The sequence below is a fragment of the Stappia sp. 28M-7 genome, from assembly GCF_014252955.1.
Taxonomy (GTDB): domain Bacteria; phylum Pseudomonadota; class Alphaproteobacteria; order Rhizobiales; family Stappiaceae; genus Stappia.
On the sequence record NZ_JACMIA010000001.1, the window covers coordinates 1996830 to 2014974 of the forward strand.

Annotated in this window: 12 protein-coding genes; 9 read left to right on the forward strand and 3 right to left on the reverse strand. The window is 69.1% G+C overall.

The window, feature by feature from the left end; all coding sequences use genetic code 11:
- Nucleotides 1-24: 24 nt before the first annotated feature.
- From H7H34_RS08700 to H7H34_RS08740, 9 genes are all read left to right on the forward strand, one after another.
- Nucleotides 25-6684 carry an SDR family NAD(P)-dependent oxidoreductase gene (locus tag H7H34_RS08700; RefSeq protein WP_185924945.1) on the forward strand — a complete coding sequence of 2220 codons (6660 nt, stop codon included), beginning with the start codon at nt 25-27 and terminating at the stop codon, nt 6682-6684.
- On the forward strand, nt 6674-7798 hold the full coding sequence (locus H7H34_RS08705; RefSeq protein WP_185924946.1) for a Gfo/Idh/MocA family oxidoreductase: 1125 nt from the start codon (nt 6674-6676) through the stop codon (nt 7796-7798). Before H7H34_RS08700 ends, H7H34_RS08705 begins: the two co-directional genes overlap by 11 nt.
- Nucleotides 7788-9428, forward strand: coding sequence for a thioesterase domain-containing protein (locus tag H7H34_RS08710; RefSeq protein ID WP_185924947.1), 1641 nt, complete (start codon nt 7788-7790; stop codon nt 9426-9428). Before H7H34_RS08705 ends, H7H34_RS08710 begins: the two co-directional genes overlap by 11 nt.
- Complete coding sequence (locus tag H7H34_RS08715) at nt 9428-10198, forward strand: thioesterase II family protein (protein WP_185924948.1); 771 nt, start codon at nt 9428-9430, stop codon at nt 10196-10198. Before H7H34_RS08710 ends, H7H34_RS08715 begins: the two co-directional genes overlap by 1 nt.
- A gap of 125 nt (nt 10199-10323) precedes the next feature.
- Nucleotides 10324-11589: an MFS transporter gene (locus H7H34_RS08720; protein ID WP_185924949.1), complete on the forward strand. Its 1266-nt coding sequence runs from the start codon at nt 10324-10326 to the stop codon at nt 11587-11589.
- Entirely contained in the window at nt 11586-13604 is a 2019-nt protein-coding gene (locus H7H34_RS08725) for a TonB-dependent receptor (protein ID WP_185924950.1), read from the forward strand. The genes H7H34_RS08720 and H7H34_RS08725 overlap by 4 nt, the downstream gene beginning before the upstream one ends.
- Nucleotides 13605-13614: 10 nt before the next feature.
- On the forward strand, nt 13615-14769 hold the full coding sequence (locus H7H34_RS08730) for an FAD-dependent monooxygenase (RefSeq protein WP_185924951.1): 1155 nt from the start codon (nt 13615-13617) through the stop codon (nt 14767-14769).
- Between the two features lie 78 nt (nt 14770-14847).
- Nucleotides 14848-15261: a Cu(I)-responsive transcriptional regulator gene (gene cueR / locus H7H34_RS08735; protein WP_185924952.1), complete on the forward strand. Its 414-nt coding sequence runs from the start codon at nt 14848-14850 to the stop codon at nt 15259-15261.
- Nucleotides 15258-15677 (forward strand): c-type cytochrome, encoded by a 420-nt coding sequence (locus H7H34_RS08740; RefSeq protein ID WP_371811371.1) that lies wholly within the window; start codon nt 15258-15260, stop codon nt 15675-15677. The genes cueR and H7H34_RS08740 overlap by 4 nt, the downstream gene beginning before the upstream one ends.
- 13 nt (nt 15678-15690) lie before the next feature.
- On the opposite strand, the gene H7H34_RS08745 is transcribed toward H7H34_RS08740, so the two are convergent.
- Genes H7H34_RS08745 through H7H34_RS08755 form a run of 3 tightly spaced genes read right to left on the reverse strand, consistent with a single transcriptional unit; the run spans nt 15691 to nt 18144 of the window.
- A complete protein-coding gene (locus H7H34_RS08745) occupies nt 15691-16413 on the reverse strand; it encodes an ABC transporter ATP-binding protein (RefSeq protein ID WP_185924953.1) in 723 nt (240 codons plus the stop codon).
- Nucleotides 16400-17200 (reverse strand): ABC transporter ATP-binding protein, encoded by an 801-nt coding sequence (locus H7H34_RS08750; RefSeq protein WP_185924954.1) that lies wholly within the window; start codon nt 17198-17200, stop codon nt 16400-16402. The genes H7H34_RS08745 and H7H34_RS08750 overlap by 14 nt, the downstream gene beginning before the upstream one ends.
- Nucleotides 17197-18144, reverse strand: coding sequence for a branched-chain amino acid ABC transporter permease (locus H7H34_RS08755; protein WP_185924955.1), 948 nt, complete (start codon nt 18142-18144; stop codon nt 17197-17199). Before H7H34_RS08755 ends, H7H34_RS08750 begins: the two co-directional genes overlap by 4 nt.
- Nucleotide 18145: the final 1 nt, after the last annotated feature.

The following is an 18145-nucleotide window of genomic DNA, read 5'->3' on the forward strand; positions in this document are numbered from 1 at the left end:
CCTTCACTTCATTCAGGACGTCCCATGCGCGCTTTCGACATGAGCCTCTTCACCGAGATCTATCAGGACGTGGAACCGGTCGCGATCATCGGGGCGGGATGCCGCTTCATGGGCGCGGCGGATCCCTTCACCTTCTGGCAGCGCCTTGCCGACGGCGAGGAGCTGTCCCGCCGGGTGACGGCGCAGGATCTTGCCGCCGCCGGGCTCGATCCGTCCTTGCTGGAGCGGGACGACTTCGTTCCCGTCGCCAGCGTCGTCGACGAAGCCGAGCATTTCGATGCGGAGCTGTTCGGCTACTCGCCGGCGGAGGCCGCGACCATCGACCCGCAGCAGCGCCTGTTCCTTGCCTGCTCGCGCGAGGCGCTGGACATGGCGGGGCTGGCCGAGACGGTGGCCGGCATGCGGGTCGGCGTCTTCGGCTCCGCGCGGATGAGCACCTTCTCGATGCCGCAGCCGGAGGACGTGCTGTCGGCCGGCCAGTCGCGGACCTTCCAGCGGCTGATCGGCAACGACAAGGACTATCTGGCAACGCGCACCGCCTACAAGCTGGGCCTGACCGGGCCGGCGCTGACGGTCCAGACGGCATGCTCCAGCTCGCTGGTGGCGGTGCATGTGGCCTGCGAACAGCTGCGCAGCGGCGAATGCGATCTGGCGCTCGCCGGAGGCGCGGCGCTGACCTTTCCGATGGCCGCCGGCTATTTCCACCAGCCGGGCATGATCTTCTCGCCCGACGGGACCTGCCGGCCCTTCGATGCGGAGGCGTCCGGCACCTTCATCGGCAACGGTGTCGGCGTCGTGTTGCTGAAGCCGCTGCGCCGGGCGCTGGAGGATGGCGACGGCATCCTCGCGGTCATTCGCGGATCCGCGGTCAACAATGACGGCACCGACAAGGCCGGCTTCACCGCGCCTTCGCTGGCCGGGCAGCGGGCGGTGATCGAGGAGGCGATGGCGCTGGCCGGCGTCACCTCCGACAGCATCGGCATGGTCGAGACCCACGGTACGGCAACGCCGCTGGGCGATCCCATCGAACTGAATGCGCTGGCCGAGGCCTTCGGCCGCGACACGCCGCGCCGTCACCCCTGCGCGCTCGGCGCGCTGAAGGCAAATACCGGGCACCTCGACACCGCCGCCGGCATCGGCGCGCTGATCAAGGCGGCGTTCAGCGTCCGCACCGGCCTCATCGCTCCCTGCCTGCATTTCCGAAAGCCCAATCCGGCGCTGGAGATCGACGCAACGCCTTTCATGGTGCCGCAGGCGCTGCAGGCCTGGCCGGACGGGCCGAGGATTGCCGGCGTCAGCTCCTTCGGCATCGGCGGGACCAATTGCCATGTGATCGTGGAGGACCTGCCGGAGCCGCTGAAGCCGGCACGGCTCAAGGCCGACGGTCCCTTGCAGCTGGCCCTGTCGGCGCCGGATCTGCCGGGGTTGCGGGCGCTGTCGCAGGCCCATGCCGATCTGCTTCTGGAAGGCGCCTACGAGGGCGAGCTGCCGCGCTACTGCGAAACGCTGGCCCGCCAGCACAAAGGCGCCCGGGGCGCGCGGCTGGAGATCGGCGGCGGCAACGGGCTGGAGCTTGCCCGCACACTGTCGCTGTTCGCCCGGACCGGCGGCGAGGACGCAGCTTTCGTGCAGGACAAGGACGCGGCGGCGCCGTGCTGGCGTGCCGGCCTGGCGGAGACGGAGGCTGAGCTGCCCGCCGGCCCTGCAGGACCGCGCGTCATCGCCCCCGTTGCTCCGCGCGTCGGTGGGCGCATCGCCCGGCCAGGTGCTCGCGAGGGCAGGGACGACGGTTGGGGTGAACTGGTGGCCAGTCTCCAGGAGGCCTCGCGCCTGCGCGCGGCCGAGCACGACTGGTCATCGCTGGACGCGGAAGGCGCGGCCGTCGCCCGCCTGCACGCCATCCATGTCGCCCATGCCTTCGACAGGCTCGGCGTCTTTGCGGACGGTGCCTGGCGCACGGTGGAGGAGGCGATGGCGGCGGGCGGCATTCTCCCGCATTACGCCCAGCTCACCGCTCGCTTGCTGCGCGATCTCGTGGACGAGGGGGTGCTCCGCCGCGAGGGAGACAGGTTCGGCGCGCTTCAAGTGCCGCCGATGGCCGAGGCCGCCCCGCTGCTCGACGACATGGCCGGGCGCGGCTATCGCCGCCTGACGGGCATGGTCGCCCGCGTCGGTCCGCAGCTTGCGCAGATGCTGACCGGGACGGTGGATGCGGTCTCGCTGGTGTTCCCGTCCGCCGCCATGGACGACGTGGAGGACATGTACGAGCGCCAGCGCGACAGCGTCTTCCTCAACGATCTTGCCGCCGATGCGGTCGCGGCCATCGTCGAGGCACTGCCGGCGGGCAAGCCCCTGCGCGTGCTGGAAATCGGCGCGGGAACCGGCGGCACCACGTCCGCGCTGCTGCCAGTCCTGCCGGCACGGCGGACCCGCTACACCTTCACCGATATCGGGCCGCTGTTCCTGCGAAAGGCCCGCGACAAGTTCGCCGCTTTTCCGTTCCTCGACTTCGCGACGCTGGATATCGAGAAGGATCTCGCCGCACAGGGCTTCGAACCGGGCAGCTACGATCTCGTGGTGGCGGCCAATGTGCTGCACAACGGCCGCGACCTGACGCGAGTGCTCACCGATGTGCGGGGTCTTCTGGCGCCCGGCGGCGTTCTCCTGATGCGTGAGATTTCGCAGCCAAAGCCCTTGTTCGACTTCATTTTTGGTCCGCTGGTGCCGGTGCTCGACGATATCGAGGCGCGCGGCGGCGAGCTGTTCCCCTCGCTCGCCCGCTGGGGGGCTTTCCTCACCGGAGCCGGGTGGTCCGACTGGTCGTCCTTCCCGCCGGAAGGGCAGAAGGACGGCGCCATCGGCGAGACGATCCTGCTTGCCCGCAACGGGAAGCCGGCGGCGCCCGTGGCATCCACGTCCCTCGCAAACCGGTCGGAGACGGTGTCGACGACCGATGCTGCGGGCCTGATCGCCGGGCTCGCCGCACGGGCCGGCGACGGGTTCTGGCGGTTCGAGGGCGTGCGGCTTGTCCCCGCAGCTAAACCGCAGGCCCTGCGTTGGACCAGTGTCGAGACCGAACTTGCCCTTGCAACGGAAACGGGGGCGGAGGTGATCGCGGCAAGGCCCGCCCGCTTTGCCGGGACCACGCTGCCGCCCATGCCCGGCGAGAACGCGGCCGCCGTCGCCGGATCGCTTGCCGAGGCCTTGCGTCCGGCATTGGCCGGGTTCGACGGGCAGGGACCGCTTGTCGCCGATGCGGTGAGCGGCACCGGCACCGATGTCTCGGGCGGCCGGCTGTCCGTCCGTTCGCACGACGCTGGCGGGCTGGGCATTGCCGTCTTCGACAAAACGGACTGGCCGGTCCTGTGGATCGACAATCTCCGCAGGGTCCGGCCGGCCGCCGCCGCGACACGCCCCCAGCTCTGCCATTGGCGCTGGGAGGCTGCCAACTCCCGTGTGTCCGCGGGGCGTGTCGCGGCGGTGATCCCGTTCGAAACCGAGCTTTCGCTGCCGGCCGATGCGGGCGACGGCGATACCTGTCTTGTCGATCTCACAAAGGCCGACGAGGGGCGGTCGCTTTCCGCTCTCTCTGCCGCCCTGGCTGCGCTGTTGCCTGCGGCGGCGAAATCCGGCTGCCGGATCGTGCTGCTGACGCGCGGGGCATTGGCTGCCGTGCCCTGGGACCGGCCTTGTGCGCCGCTGATGGCCGGACTTGCCGGTCTCGTGCGGGTGGCGGCGCAGGAATATCCGGGCCTGGCGTTGCGACTCGTCGATGACGACGGCAGCCATGGCGAGGACGCGCTGCATCGGGCCTGCCTGGTCGAGGACGGCGAGGCGGTCGTCGCCCTGCGCCGGGGGCGGCGCTTCGTGCCGCGCCTCATGGCGCAGGAGGCAGCTCCTTCCTCGTTCGGAGTGGAGCCGGACGGCCTGCATCTTCTGCTCGGCGGATTGTCGCCGATGGGCCTTGCAACGGCCGAATGGCTGGCCGGAAAAGGTGCGCGCAGCATCCGCATCGCCGCTCGCCGCACCCCGTCGGAGGCAGAGGCGGCCCGGATCGCTGCGCTGACTGCTGCCGGGGTCGAGGTGGCCGTCGACAGCAACATCGATCTGGCCGATGCGGCCGCGACGGATCGGCTGCTCTCGGCCATCGAAGGGGGGACGCTCGCCTCGCTCTTCCACTTCGCTGGGCATCTGGAGGACAGGCCGCTCGCCTCCCTGGATGCTGCCGCGCTGGAACGGGTGCTGGCGCCCAAGCTGCGGCCGGCCGAAGCCCTGTGCCGGCATATCGCACGGCTGGCGCCTAGGCGCGTGGTTTTCGCTTCATCGGCCGCGACCGTCTTCGGCCCGGCGGGCCAGGGCGCGCACGCCATTGCCAATGCCGCTCTGGAAGGACTTGCAACCGCGCTGCGCGCGGACGGCATTGCAGCGACCGCGCTTGCCTGGGGCTTCTGGGGTGACGGGCGCGCGGAGCGGGTACGGCTGGCGCAGGACCTTGCCGGCCGGGGCATGCTGACGCTCGCGCCGGACGAGGCGCTGTCGTTGATGGAAGCGGCGCTGGACCTCGGCCACGCGGTGGCAAGCCCGCTGCATGTCGACTGGCAGGCCCTGGCGGGTGCTGCGGGCGGGCGACTGCCGCCGGCCCTGTCGCGAATGGCGCAGGCCGCACCGGCCCGCGAGCCGGCACTTGCGCATGGGGATACTGTCGAACCTGTCGGCATCGAGACCTGGCTTGTCGACCGTCTGGCGAGCCTGCTCGCTCTTCCGCGCGAGCGGATCGACATGCAGGCCAGCCTGCTGTCGCTGGGGATCGATTCCCTGATGATGCTGGAACTCGCGCAGGCGGTGAAAGGCGAACTGGGGCTCGAGCTTTCGGCAGCTTTCGCCTTGCAGGACCAGACGCCGGCCTCGCTTGCCCGGCACCTCGCTGAGGCTGGTGGCCAGCTCCCGCCGAAGGCGGCGGGCGCGGACCTTGCAGCCATCGTCATGAACCTGATCGCCGATCTTCTCTCGCTGCCTGCGGATACGGTGCGCCCCGAGAGCCGGCTGATCGACCTGGGGCTCGACTCCCTGCTGTTTCTCGACCTGTCCGAAAGGCTTGCCGCCGAGACCGGGCTGCGGCTGTCGGGCGAGGCGGCCATGCGCTTCGATACGGTCGGCGCGCTCATCGAGGGGATCCGCTCGCAGGGCGGTTCGCGGGAGGACGCGGAGGCAGGATCGCTGCGGGCGGCGCTCGCGGAACTGTCCGCCAGCCGCCAGGGGCTTCTGCTCGCGAATGGCGATCTCGCGCCGGTACCGGTACGCCCGGGCATGACTTGGTCGCTGTCGCCGCTCCAGCGGGCATGGTGGCTGGGCCGGCGGGCAGGCGCACCGCTCGGCGGCACCGCCCGGCACATGTATGTGGAATACGACAAGGAGACGGCGAGCTTCGACCTCGACGCCTTCGAGCAGGCCTGGGCCCGGTTCGTGCAGCGCCACCCGGCCCTGCGCATGACCGTCGATGACGAGGGCAGGGCGGTGCCGGCCGATGTCGAGACGGTTCCTCCGATCGTCCGCGAGGACCTCTCCGGCCTGACCGACGCGGAGCGGGAGGAGCGGCTTGCCGAAACCCGCCGGCGCATGAGCGCACAGGCGTTCGACCTGTCCGCCTGGCCGTTTTTCGAATGGCGCGCGTCGCTGCTGCCGGAAGGGCGCCTGCGCCTGCACTTCGACATCGACACGACCTTCCTCGATATCGAGAGCTTCCAGGTGATGTTGCGCGAGCTTGGTCGCCATGTGGGGGCGCCCGGTCAGGAGCTGCCGCCGCTGAGCTTTGCGGCGACTGACTACATGCGCGGCATGGCGCTGGTGGGAAAGACGCAGGCCGCAGAACAGGCACGCGCAGCGGCTCGCAGGCGCCTTGCCGCCCTGCCGCCGGCGCCGGACCTGCCGCTTGCCGCGCTGCCCGAAACACTGCCGCCGCGGTTCGCCATCGAACGCCGGGCGCTCGACCGCGCGTCCTGGCTTTCGGTCCGGGATGCGGCGGCCGGCCGGGGCGTTTCCGGCACGGCGCTGGTGCTTGCGGCCTTCGCCGCCGGCTTGCGCAGGTGGTCGGCGGACACGGAGCGTTTCTCCCTGCAACTTGCCTATCCCGACCGCAAGCCGCTGCATGCGGAAGCGATGAACATCGCCTGCGAGGCGAGCGCGGCAATGGCGGTCCCGTTCGATTTCGCGGGGGCGCCGAGTTTCGGGGATCTCATGGAGCGAACCGAGGCGGCGATCCGCGAGAACCTGTCGCAGCTGCTGTGCGGAGGGCTCGCCGACGACACTGCGGCGGAGGACCTGCCGACGCTGATGTTCCCGGTGGCGATGACATCGCTGCTCGGCGTGCGGCAGGCCTATGCGCTGCCGGAAAGCGCCGACCCGCTGCTCGGCATGCCGGCCTATGAATACGCGGCCCAGCCGCAGGTGGCGCTGCATTTCCAGGTGCTGGAGGAGGAGCGCGAGCTGCTGTGCAACATCGACGAGATCTCCGGACTGTTCCCGCAAGGGCTCGCCGCATCCGTCTTCGATACGGTGATGGCGATCCTCGCGAAGGGCGAGAAGGCATGGTCGCTGCCGCTGGAGGAGTTCGCCGGTACCGGTGCGCCCCGTGAGGGCGCCAGCTCCCTGCGCGCCTGGCTCGGAGGCTTTGGCCATGTCGGGTGAGGTGCTGAACGTCGTCGTCTGCGGCACCTGCTTCGGCGAGCACTACCTTGCCGCCATCGCACGGCTTGGCGGGGATGTCCGCCTGGCCGGCATCCTGGCGCGCGGGGGCGCTCGCTCGCGTGCGCTCGCCGCTCATCTGGACGTGCCGCTCTATCGGGACGTTGCGGACCTGCCGGCCGATATCGACGTGGCCTGCGTCGTTGTCCGCACCACGCTGTTCGGCGGCGACGGCAGCCGCCTTGCCGAGGCACTGCTGAAGCGCGGCATTCATGTGCTGCAGGAGCACCCCGTGCATCCGGGAGAGGTCGCCTCGCTGCGCCGGCAGGCGGAGGGCGCAGGCGTGCGCTACCACGTCAACAGCTTCTACCCGCATCTGCCGGCGTTCCGGCATTTCATCGCCTATGCGAGCGCGGCGGGCGAACGGGCCCCGGCGGCCTTTGCCGAAGTCACCACCAGCCCGCAGCTGCTCTATTCGGCGCTCGACAGCCTGGGGCGCAGCCTCGGCTCGCTGGCCGGGCTCGAATGCCTCGGCCCTCTGGTTCCGCCGTCCGAGGCGTTGCCGTTCCATGCCTTCCAGGGGCGGGTCGGCGGCATTCCCTTCTCATTGATGCTGCAATCCTGGCTCGACCCGTCCGACCCGGATCACCACTCGCTGGTCATGCACCGCATGGCGGTCGGCTGGCCCGAGGGCGCGGTCAATCTGGTCAACAGTTTCGGCCCCGTCGTGTGGAGCCATTCGCTCTATGCGCCCGACTATCGGCAGGACGGCGAGGCGAGCTCCTATCTGCTGTCGCCGGAGCGCCATGCCGGCTGTCGCCACTTCACGCAGCCGAGCGCCCATGTGCTGGGCTCGCCCGCCGGCGCGCCGTTCTGGGACGTGGTGCATGGCGAATTTCCCGAGGCGATCGGCCATGCGCTCGCCGAGCTGCGCTGCGCCATCGAGGCGCCGGGCAGCGTGCCCTGGCAGTCGGACGCCTATCTCGCCGACCTCGGCAAGGCCTGGCTGACCGTGTTGCGCCAGGCCGGACCGCCGCGCGAACGCGCCATGCCGGTGCCGCCGCCGCCCCATCCCGATCCCGTTGAATTCGCAAGGACCCTCACCGATGCCGACTGAACCGGTCGCAGAGCGCACCCGCAGCGCCTATTCCGCCCTCGACGAGGCTTTCGTGCAGGCCGGGCTCGACGGGCACGCGCATTTCCTCAACTGGGGCTATGAGCCGATTGCCGGGCTTGCCGACGGTGCCGTTCCCGGACTTGTGCAGCCGGGCGCCAACGAGGCGTGCGAGCGTCTCGTCGCCGAACTGGTGGGTCCCGTCTCGCTCGACGGTCTGCGGGTTGCGGACATCGGCTGCGGCCGTGGTGGCGCGCTGGATGTCGTCCTGCGCCGGTTCCGCCCACTGTCGGCCATCGGGCTCGATCTCAGCGCCGACAACATCGCCGGGGCCCGGCGGTTGCTCTCCGGGCGACGCGTCCGCCTGCAGGTGGCCGATGCCTGTGCGCTGCCGCTGGGGGAGGCCAGCCAGGATGTCGTCCTCAACCTGGAATCCTCCGGGGCCTATCCGGACATGGGCGCCTTCCTGCAGCACGTCCGGCGCGTGCTGGCGCCCGGCGGGTTGTTCCTGCACGGCGACCTCTGGCCGTCCGAGCTGGTCGGCCCGTTCATCGAGACGATGGAGGAGATGGGCTTCGTGCTGGAGAGCCTGCGCGACGTGACGCGGCAGGTGTGCCGCGCGCGCGACCGGATGCCCGCCGGGCTGATGTCGCGCCTTGCCGGCAGCAGGGGCGCGGCAGAGGTGGAGGACTACTTCGCCGCACCCGGCTCGGCCATGTACGACTGCCTCGACCGGGGCGCCATCGCCTATCTGCTTTGCCGCTGGCGGCGCGGCGAAGACCCGGGCGGAAGCGTGGACACGGGCCCGCTCGAGAGGCGCGCGGCGCGGATCGATGCGCTGCTGGGCGAGGCGCGCGCCTCGCTTGCCGAGCGTGCCGACTGGTTCCCGTTCGGCGGGCCGAGACGAGGCGCCGACGTCAACATCCTCGCCTTTCCCCATGCGGTGGCCGGTGCCTCGGCCTTCAAGAACTGGCAGGCCCGGTTCCCGCGCGACTGGCAGGTCTCGCCGGTGCAGCTGCCCGGCCGCGAGGGACGGATCGCCGAGCCGCCGTTCACCTCGCTGTCGGCGGCCGTCGAGGCCTTGCTGCCGAAGGTGAGACCCTACCGGGACACGCCGCTCGTTCTTCTCGGCTGGAGCCTTGGCAGCAAGATCGCGTTCGAGCTGGCGCACCGGCTGGAGCAGGAAGGCGTCTGCCAGCCGCTGCTGGTGGTGGCTGGCGTGTGTCCCGGACCGCATCAGCCGCTGCCGGATCTTCGCAGCTTTTTCGGCGAGGACGGCATGGAAACGCGGCTGCGGCTGCTCGGCGGAACGCCGGAGAACATCCTGTCGAGCGGCGAGATGCTGTCGGCGCTGCAAACGACGATGGAGGGCGATACCGCGATGGCGGCGAGCTATCGCAGCGAGGCGGTGATCCGCGCGCCGATGCTGGCGCTGTCCGCCACCGGCGATGAGCTCGTCTCAAAGGAGGCGGTGGAAAGCTGGCGGCCGCGCACGGCGGGAGGCTTCACCCATCGCCGGCTGGAGGGCGGACATTTCATGGCGCGCGACGATGCGCCGACCGTCGCCGGCGTGGTGAAGGAGGCGGTCGCAGCGCGCCTGCGCCAGGGCTCCCGACAGGCGGAGGTCGCATGATGAACGCGCCCGTTCGAGCCGTTTCGCCGTGGTTCCCCTTCGGCCTGCCGACGGGGCGGGGAAGGGCCGTGCTCTTCGTCTTCCACCATGCCGGCGGGACGGCATCGTTCTTTCACGGCTGGCGGGAGCATCCGCTGCTTGCGGATCTGGATGTGTGCCCGGTGGAACTGCCCGGCCGCGGCCGTCGATTTGCCGAACCCGCCTCCCGCACCGTCGGCGAGCTTCTTGCCGGCCTGGTTCCGGCGCTGTGCGGAGCGGTTCCTGCAGGGCGGCCCGTCCTTTTGTTCGGCCACAGTCTCGGGGCGCTGGTCGCGTTCGAGGCCGCGCTGGCATTGCAGGCGCGCGGATTGCCGCCGGCCGGCCTCATCGCTTCGGCCCGGCGCGCACCGCAGCTGCCGACGCCGGCGCCCTGGCGCCATGCAATGGCCGACGAGATGCTGATCGGTGAGCTGCGGCGCCTTGGCGGCACGCGCGACGAGGTGCTGGAGAGCGAAGAGCTGCTGGAGCTTTTCCTGCCCGCGATCCGGGCGGACTTCGCCCTGACCGAAACCTATGCGCCGCGCGCGGGCTCGAGGATCGGCTGTCCCGTTCTGGCCCTGCGCGGCGAGGGCGACCTGGAGGTATCGGCGGCCGATGTCGATGCCTGGCAGGAGGTCTGCGGATCGCGGTTCGCGCGGGCGGATCTGCCGGGCGATCACTTCTACCTCTCCGAGCCGTCGGTGCTTGCCGACATTCTCGCGCGCCTGCGCTGCCATGCCGGGCTTGCGTGACATGCGGGCAACGGTTCGCCCCAGGAGGCACGAACAGTCCCGATCAGGGCTGAAGCGGGCCTGATCCGGGTGGCGGGCCTCGCCGGGGGCAATTAAGGCCGGAATGTGGTCGGGGTAAGCACTTCATGACATCGAAATCAGGCGCATCGGGCGTCTTCACTTTCAAGATCCTGAGCCTGTTCATCGGGCTCTACGCGGCACAGGCCATCACCGGCAGCCTCGTGCAGACCGGTCTCCCGACCGTGCTGCGCGAGGAGGGGATGGGGCTCGACCGTATCGGCCTCCTGTCGCTGCTGTTCCTGCCCTGGGCGCTGAAGTTCCTGTGGGCGCCGCTGGTCGACCGGTTCTGTGTCGTCCGCCTCGGCCGGAGGCGATCCTGGCTACTCGTGTGCCAGGCACTGATCGCATTGAGCTTCGCGGTCCTGTCGCTGCTGTCGCCGGCCGGACACTTCGAGCTGATGCTATGCGTGCTGCTGGGCGTTGCGGTGTTCGCCGCGACCCAGGACATCGCCACCGACGCCCTGGCGGTCGAGGTGGTCGATGAAAGCCGCCGGGCCACCGTCAGCAGTGCCGGGGTCTTCGGCGGTTATGTCGGGTTCCTGCTCGGCGTCGGCGCGTGGTTGCCGGTCTATGCCGCGTTCGGCTGGCAGGCCTCGATGCTGTTCATGGCCGGCGTGGTCGTGGTGCTGACGATCCCGGCCGTCGCGGCGCGCGGACTGGAAGACGGTGTGCCTGTTCCTTTGGACGAAGCGGCGTTTCGCCCGCGTCTTTCGGCGTCTTTCCGCAGGCCCGAATATCGCCGGGGCCTCGGCTTCATGCTCGTCTACCAGTCGGGCCTGCGTCTCGGCATCGCCCTGATCGGCCCGTTCCTGGTCGATGTGGGCCTGACGCTCGCCGATGTCGGCTGGCTCAAGGGGGCGGGCGGTGCGGCCGCCGGTCTTGTCGCCGCGCTTGCCATGCTGGCGCTTCTGCGCCGTCCGTCCGCGCGCGCCCTGATGCTTGCCGCCCTCGCCAACGCCGCCCTGTTCCTGGCGCTGGCGGGCGTGTGGGCCGGCATCGTCTCCCGCGATCTGGTCGCCCCGCTGATCCTTGCCCAATCCGCGGCCGCGGCGACATCGATGATCGCGCTCTATGCGGTGATGATCGGCTGGTGCTCGCCGCGTCAGGCCGGCACCGATTTCGCCCTGCTGCAGAGCGCCGACGCGGTGATGGCCATCGCCTTCGGCATCGCCGCCGGCTTCATCGGCCAGGCCTTCGGACATGCGGCCGTCTTCGCCCTTGCCGCTCTTCTGCTTCTTGCCGGTGCGGCTCTCGCCCGGCGCCACTCCATTGCCTCGGACCTGCCCCTCGCCGCTGAGGGGGCACTGGAAATACAAGGAAATCAACAATGAGAAGCCGTGCTCTGCTGGGCGTTTCCCTCCTCGCGATCGCTGCCGTCCTCCGGCCGCTCCCCTCCAAGGCGCAGGACGCTGCCATGGCGGGCGAGCCGACGCTGCTTCCCCGTGTTCTCGTGTCGGCCACCAAGCGTCTGCAGGATGCCTTCGAGGCGATCGGCGAGGTCGCGACTGTCGAAGCGGATGAGCTGGAACAGCGCGGTTTCTCCACCATCGACCGCATCGACCGGGTGTTTCCGGACGTGCTGATCCGCCAGCGCTCCAGCCGGGCCTATTCCGGCATCACCGTGCGCGGCCAGTCGTCGGTCGACTTCTACAATCCGGCGACCCAGCTCTATGTCGACGGGCTGCCGCAGGATCAGGCGCTGTTCAGCCAGTTGCTGCCGCAGACGCTGGAGCGGGTAGAGCTGCTTTACGGCCCGCAAGGAACGCTCTACGGCCGCAACGCCATCGGCGGCGTGATCAACGTCGTCACCCACAAGCCGGAGAACGAGTATTTCCTGAGCACGGTGATCGACGTGAACAGCCTCGGCGTGCTGGGCGGCGTCGCCTTCGGCGGAGCGCTGATCGAGGATGTCCTTTACGGCGATGCCTGGTTCAGCGCCGAGCGCGAGGACGGCGAGATGCGCGACATGGTCACTGGCGAACGGACCGGTGACAGCGAGACGCTGGCCGGTCAGGCACGCCTGCGCTATGCGCCGGTGGGTAGCCCGCTCGACATCATGTTCTCCTACGGTCGCAGCGAGCGGACCTCGGACGAGGAACGCTTTGTCATGCAGTCGATGCTGGACAGCCGCATCTCGCTGCCCGTGCCCTCCCACTACGAGCTGACGACCGACAGCTACGGCCTGACCGCCTCCTACGATCTCGGCCCGGCGACGATCACCTCGCTGACCGGCTACCAGGATCGCTCGTTGCTGCGCACGATCTTCGGCTCCTACACGCCCGAATGGCAGGAGACGTTCAATCAGGAACTGCGGATCGCCTCCAATCCGCAGGAAGGGGCGATGTTCGACTATGTCGCCGGCCTCTATTTCCAGGATCTCGACTTCCGCCGCGAAGTGCCCGCCTCGACCCTGGCCTCGCACCAGGAAATCCGCTCCTACGCGGCCTTCGGCGAAGTGACCTGGCATGCGACCGAGCGGATCGACCTGACCGGTGGCCTGCGCTTCGACTACGAGGAGGTGGACGCGGCGACGACCCTTGCCGGCGTGCGCCAGACGAACAGCGCGGATTTCTCCGCGCTCTCGCCGAAGGTGGGCGCCAGCTACAAGGTCACGGACGACGTGCTCGTCTACGCGCTGTTCAGCACGGGCTTCAAGGCCGGTGGCTTCACCCGCGCGGTGACGCCGGCCAATATCGGCTTCTCCTATCAGCCGCAGCACAGCTACAATTATGAAGCCGGCATCAAGGCGAGCCTGTTCGACGACACGCTGGAACTCGGTTCCTCCGTCTACTTCACGATGACGGACGACTATCAGCTGTCGGTCGGTCCGGTGACCGGCCAGTACCTGCAGAATGTCGGCGAGGTGGAGAGCAAGGGCATCAGCCTGACGGCGCGCTGGCAGCCGGTCGATCCCTTCATGCTGTCGGGCGGCATCGCCTTCAACGACAGCTATTTCAGCAGCTACAACAATCCGGCCAATCCGGGCGTCAACCTGACCGGGAACAAGGTGCCCTATGCGCCGGATGTCACGGCCAACCTGACTGCGGCCTACACGTTCGGCCTGCCGGGCGACTTCGGCGACCTGACCGCGCGCGCCGGCGTCACCTATGTCGGAAAGACCTGGTTCGACGAGGCGAACACGGTCGGGCAGGGCGCCTATGCGCTGCTCGACGCGGGGCTGTCCTGGAAGCATGGCGAGCATGTCGTCGCGGACTTCTACGTCGACAACATCACCGACGAGACCTACGCGGTCTACGGCTTCGACTCCGCCGGCGCCGGCTTCGGCAACGTCTACCAGCTTGGCCAGGGGCGCACGATCGGCGGCCGCCTCAAGATCACGTTCTGAGGCGGACGGCATGCGCATCCTGATTTCGGGCGCGGGACCTGCCGGTCTTGCGCTCGCAAACTGCCTGCTCGATGCGGGCCTGTCGCCGGTGGTGGTGGAAAAGGCGCCGACGCTGCGCACGGCCGGCTATGCGGTCGGCCTGCATCTCGGCGGCTGGGAGGTCGCTGCCCGGCTCGGCCTGATCGACGCATTGAAGGCGAGGTCGATCTCGATCCAGCGGGCCGACTATCGCGACGCGCGGGATCGCAAGCTGTTCTCCTACAACTATCGGCATCTTTCGGCAGCCTGCGGCGACCGCATGCTGGTGATCATGCGCGATGCGTTGCAGGAGGTTCTGGTCGAGCGGCTGGGCGGACGGGTGCCGATCCGATACGGGACGTCCGTCTCTGCTCTCGTCGACGACGGCAAGGCGGTGCAGGCGGAATTTTCCGACGGGTCGAGCGAGCGCTTCGACTTGGTGGTTGCCGCCGACGGCTATCGCAGCGGCGTGCGGGAACTGCATTTCGGCCCGCATTCCAAGTTTCTGAAGCCGCTCGGCTATCGCAGCGCCGCCTGGCGGATGCCATCCTCGCAGGCGATGGACTGCGACTACGCCGCCTTCATGGATGTCGATCTGCAGGCCGGCCTTTACCGGGTCGGCGACGGTACGGTGGCGACCCTGTTCTGCTGGCGCGATGAAGACACGTCCCGCGTGCCGGCGGACAAGCGCACGGCCGAACTCGTCAGCCGGTTTTCTCACTGGCCGGCGCTGATTTCCGACACCTTCCGGGAGGGCGTCGACTGGTCGGGCGCCTTCTTCGACACGATCTGCCAGGTCGAGGTGCCGCAATGGTCGCGCGGACGGGTCGTCCTGTTGGGCGATGCCGCGCATTGCATGACCTTCCTGTCGGGGCAGGGCACCTCCACGGCCGTCGTCGGGGCGCATGTGCTGGCGGCCGAGCTCGCGACGCGCCCGCTGGATGAGGCTCTGGCCGCCTACGAGGCGCGGCTTCGACCCGTGGCAGGGAGGCTCCAGAAACAGTCGGAGAAGATCGGCGGGCACTATGTTCCGCGCAGCCGCTTCGGCCTTGCGGTCCAGTCCTGGATCATTCCGACCCTGATGCGTCCGCCGCTGGTCCGGCTGATGGCGCGCAAGATGGAGGCCTCATCGCCCTCCATCGCATGAGGGTTTGTTCGCGCTTGACCTTGCCCCTGCTGGAAGGTTCATCATGGCACAAATCCAGATCAACAGGTCGGACGTGCCATGAACATCGGAGAAGCTGCGGCTCTCGCCAGCCTGCCGCCCAAGACGATCCGTTATTACGAGGAAATCGCGTTGATCCGCCCGGCACGTGCCGGCAACGGCTATCGCGACTACTCGGAGATGGACATCCATCGCCTGCAGTTCCTGCAGCGCGCGCGCAGCCTCGGCTTCACCATCGAGGAATGCCGTGTGCTGCTGTCGCTCTACGACGACGAGCACCGGGCGAGCGCCGATGTGCGCGCGGTCGCGATCGAGAAGATCGGCGAGGTGGAGCGCAAGATCGCCGAACTGCGCTCGATGAAGGCGACACTCACCCGGCTGGTGGAATCCTGCCATGGCGATGCGCGGCCGGACTGTCCGATCCTCGAGGATCTCGCCAAGGGCAGCGGGTCCTCCTGCGGCGGTCACTCGTGATTTCGCGAAAGGGCCTGCTTCTCGGTGGAGCCGCCGTCGCGATCGTCGCGCTGGCGGTGGTCCTGCGTCCGCAGCCCGAACCCGAGCTGGAACCCGCATCTGCCATGGCAGAGGTGAGCGTGCCGGAGCTGTCGGGTCTTGCCGCCGAGGGCAGAACCGCCTTCGATGCCCTTTGCGCGAGCTGCCACGGTGAAAACGCGGCCGGACGGCAGGGGATCGCCCCGCCGCTGGTCCACGTCATCTACGAGCCGGGGCATCATGCGGACGGGGCTTTCTTGCTGGCGGCAACGCGCGGCGTTCGCCAGCACCACTGGACGTTCGGCGACATGCCGCCGGTTCCCGAGGCGAGCCCGCAGGATGTCGCCGCGATCATCGCCTATGTGCGGGAGCTGCAGCGCGCCAACGGCATCTTTTGAGCCGGCCCCCGGATCAAACGCCGAGATAGGCCTCGCGCACCCGCTCATCGGCCAGGAGCGCTTCGCCCTTGCCCTCCATCGCGATCTCGCCGGTCTCGATGACATAGCCGCGCGTGGCAATGGACAGGGCGGCGAAGGCGTTCTGCTCCACCAGGAAGACGGTGACGCCATCCTCGCGGTTCAGCCGCTGGATGATCTCGAAGACCTGGTCGACGAGCACCGGGGCAAGGCCCATCGACGGCTCGTCGAGCAGCAGCAGCTTCGGCCGGCTCATCAGGGCGCGGCCGATCGCCAGCATCTGCTGCTGGCCGCCGGACAGGCCGCCGGCAGGGTTCCTGCGCCGCTCCTTCAGCACCGGAAAGAGGTCGTAGACCCGCTCCAGGTCGGAGGCGATCTCCGCGTCCTTGCGCAGATAGGCGCCGAGCCGGAGATTGTCCTCGATGGCGAGCGGCGCGAAGATCTGTCGGCCTTCCGGCACCTGGGCGATGCCGGCTGCGACACGCGCATGCGGGCTGGCGCGCGAGATGTCGCGTCCCTGGAACAACAGGCTGCCGCCGGTCATCGGCTGGACGCCGGAAATGGTGCGCAGCAAGGTGGTCTTGCCGGCGCCGTTGCCGCCGACGAGCGCAACGATCTCGCCGGCTGCGACACTCAGCGAGACGCCGTGCAGGGCCTCGATCCGCCCGTAGGAGGACCGCAGCGTTTCGACGCGCAGAAGCGGATCAGTCGAGTGCAAGGTTGGCCTCCCGCGTGCCGTGGGTTCCAAGATAGGCCTCGATCACCTTCGGGTTCGAACGGATCTCGGTTGCCGAGCCCTCGGCCAGCACCCGGCCCTGATCGAGCACCAGGATGCGGTCGGAGATGCGCATGACGAGCTTCATGTCGTGTTCGACCAGCACCACGGCGACGCCATCGTCGGCGATCTTGCGGATCAGCTTCTCGATTTCCTCGGTCTCGACCGGATTGCACCCGGCGGCCGGCTCGTCGAGCAGCAGCGCCTTCGGCTCGGCCGCGAGCGCGCGGGCGATCTCCAGGCGCTTCAACGCGCCATAGGACAGGTTGGCGGCAGGAATGTCCGCCTGCGCGGAAAGTCCGACGCGCGCCAGCAGGGCATCGGCCACCTCCGCGCTCTCCCGGTTCTGGCGACCGGTGGAGGGCAGGGCGAGCAGGTGGGCGAGCAATCCGCGCTTTTCGCGCAGGTGCCGGCCGACCATGACGTTTTCCCGCGCGGTCATGCGGAAGAAGACCTGCAGGTTCTGGAAGGTGCGCGACAGACCGCGCTCGGCCAGCCGGTTGGGCTCCAGCGCGGTGACGGGCTCGCCCGCCAGATGAACGCTGCCGGCCTTCGGCGTGTAGACGCCCGAGACCAGGTTGAACAGCGTGGTCTTGCCGGCGCCGTTGGGGCCGATAATCGAGAAGACTTCGCCGGCCCGTGCCGAGAAGCTGACGTTGTCGACGGCGCGCACGCCGCCGAAGGCGATGCCGATCTCGCTCACCGAAAGAAGAGGCGTTGTGGTGCTCACTTGTTCCGCCTCCCCTGGAAGAACGCTGCGATGCTCGGCACGATGCCGGCACGCAGCACGATCATGATCACCATCATGATGAGGCCGAGGATCATGTGTTCGTAGTCGTGGAAGCCGGTCAGCGCCTGCGGCAGCACCACGAGGATGGCGGCGCCTGCCACCGATCCGAGGATCGAGCCCATGCCGCCGAGCACGACCATGGTCACCAGCTCGATGGAGTGCAGGAAGTTGGCCTTGTCCGGCGTCACGAAGCCGTTGACCAGGGCCAGCGTCGAGCCGGCGACCGAGGCATAGACGGCCGAGATGACGAAGACGGTCAGCTTGGCGCGGGCGACGTCGATGCCGGCGACCCGTGCGGCGACCTCGGAATCGTGCAGCGCTCTCAAGGCCCGGCCCGTCGGGCTGGCGACGAGATTGCAGGCGATCCACGCTCCGATCACCAGCAGGCCGCCGCTGATCCAGTACCAGGTGTCGGCGCCGCGCACCCGCCAGCCGAACAGCGTCAGCCGCTCGACCGGCATGCCGTCCGGTCCGCCGGTCAGCCAGGCCTCGTTGGAGATCGTCATGGCGATCAGGATGCCGAAGCCGAGCGTCGCCACCGCGAGATAGTGGCCCTTGAGCCGCAGGATCGGCCGGCCGACCAGAAAGGCGATGGCGGCGGTGGCAACGGCACCGGCCAGAACCGCAAGCAGCGGGTGCAGGCCGAACTGCGGCGGCAGCACGGCGACGGCATAGGCGCCGATGCCGAAGAACCCGGCATGGCCGAGGCTCACCTGGCCGGCATAGCCCATCAGCAGGTTGAGCCCGATGACAGCAAGGGCCGAGATCCAGACCAGCGCGGCGACGCGGTAGTAGAAATTGGAGGGCATCGCGAAGGACAGCGCGACGACCAGCAGCGCGATCACCAGCGGCACGGCGAGACGGTGGGAGAGAAGCTTGCCCATG

Excerpts from the sequence above, each read along its gene's own strand:
- H7H34_RS08700 (WP_185924945.1), top strand. The coding sequence starts at position 25 with ATGCGCGCTTTCGACATGAGCCTCTTCACCGAGATCTATCAGGACGTG.
- H7H34_RS08705 (WP_185924946.1), top strand. The coding sequence starts at position 6,674 with ATGTCGGGTGAGGTGCTGAACGTCGTCGTCTGCGGCACCTGCTTCGGC.
- H7H34_RS08710 (WP_185924947.1), top strand. The coding sequence starts at position 7,788 with ATGCCGACTGAACCGGTCGCAGAGCGCACCCGCAGCGCCTATTCCGCC.
- H7H34_RS08715 (WP_185924948.1), top strand. The coding sequence starts at position 9,428 with ATGAACGCGCCCGTTCGAGCCGTTTCGCCGTGGTTCCCCTTCGGCCTG.
- H7H34_RS08720 (WP_185924949.1), top strand. The coding sequence starts at position 10,324 with ATGACATCGAAATCAGGCGCATCGGGCGTCTTCACTTTCAAGATCCTG.
- H7H34_RS08725 (WP_185924950.1), top strand. The coding sequence starts at position 11,586 with ATGAGAAGCCGTGCTCTGCTGGGCGTTTCCCTCCTCGCGATCGCTGCC.
- H7H34_RS08730 (WP_185924951.1), top strand. The coding sequence starts at position 13,615 with ATGCGCATCCTGATTTCGGGCGCGGGACCTGCCGGTCTTGCGCTCGCA.
- cueR (WP_185924952.1), top strand. The coding sequence starts at position 14,848 with ATGAACATCGGAGAAGCTGCGGCTCTCGCCAGCCTGCCGCCCAAGACG.
- H7H34_RS08755 (WP_185924955.1), bottom strand. The coding sequence starts at position 18,144 with ATGGGCAAGCTTCTCTCCCACCGTCTCGCCGTGCCGCTGGTGATCGCG.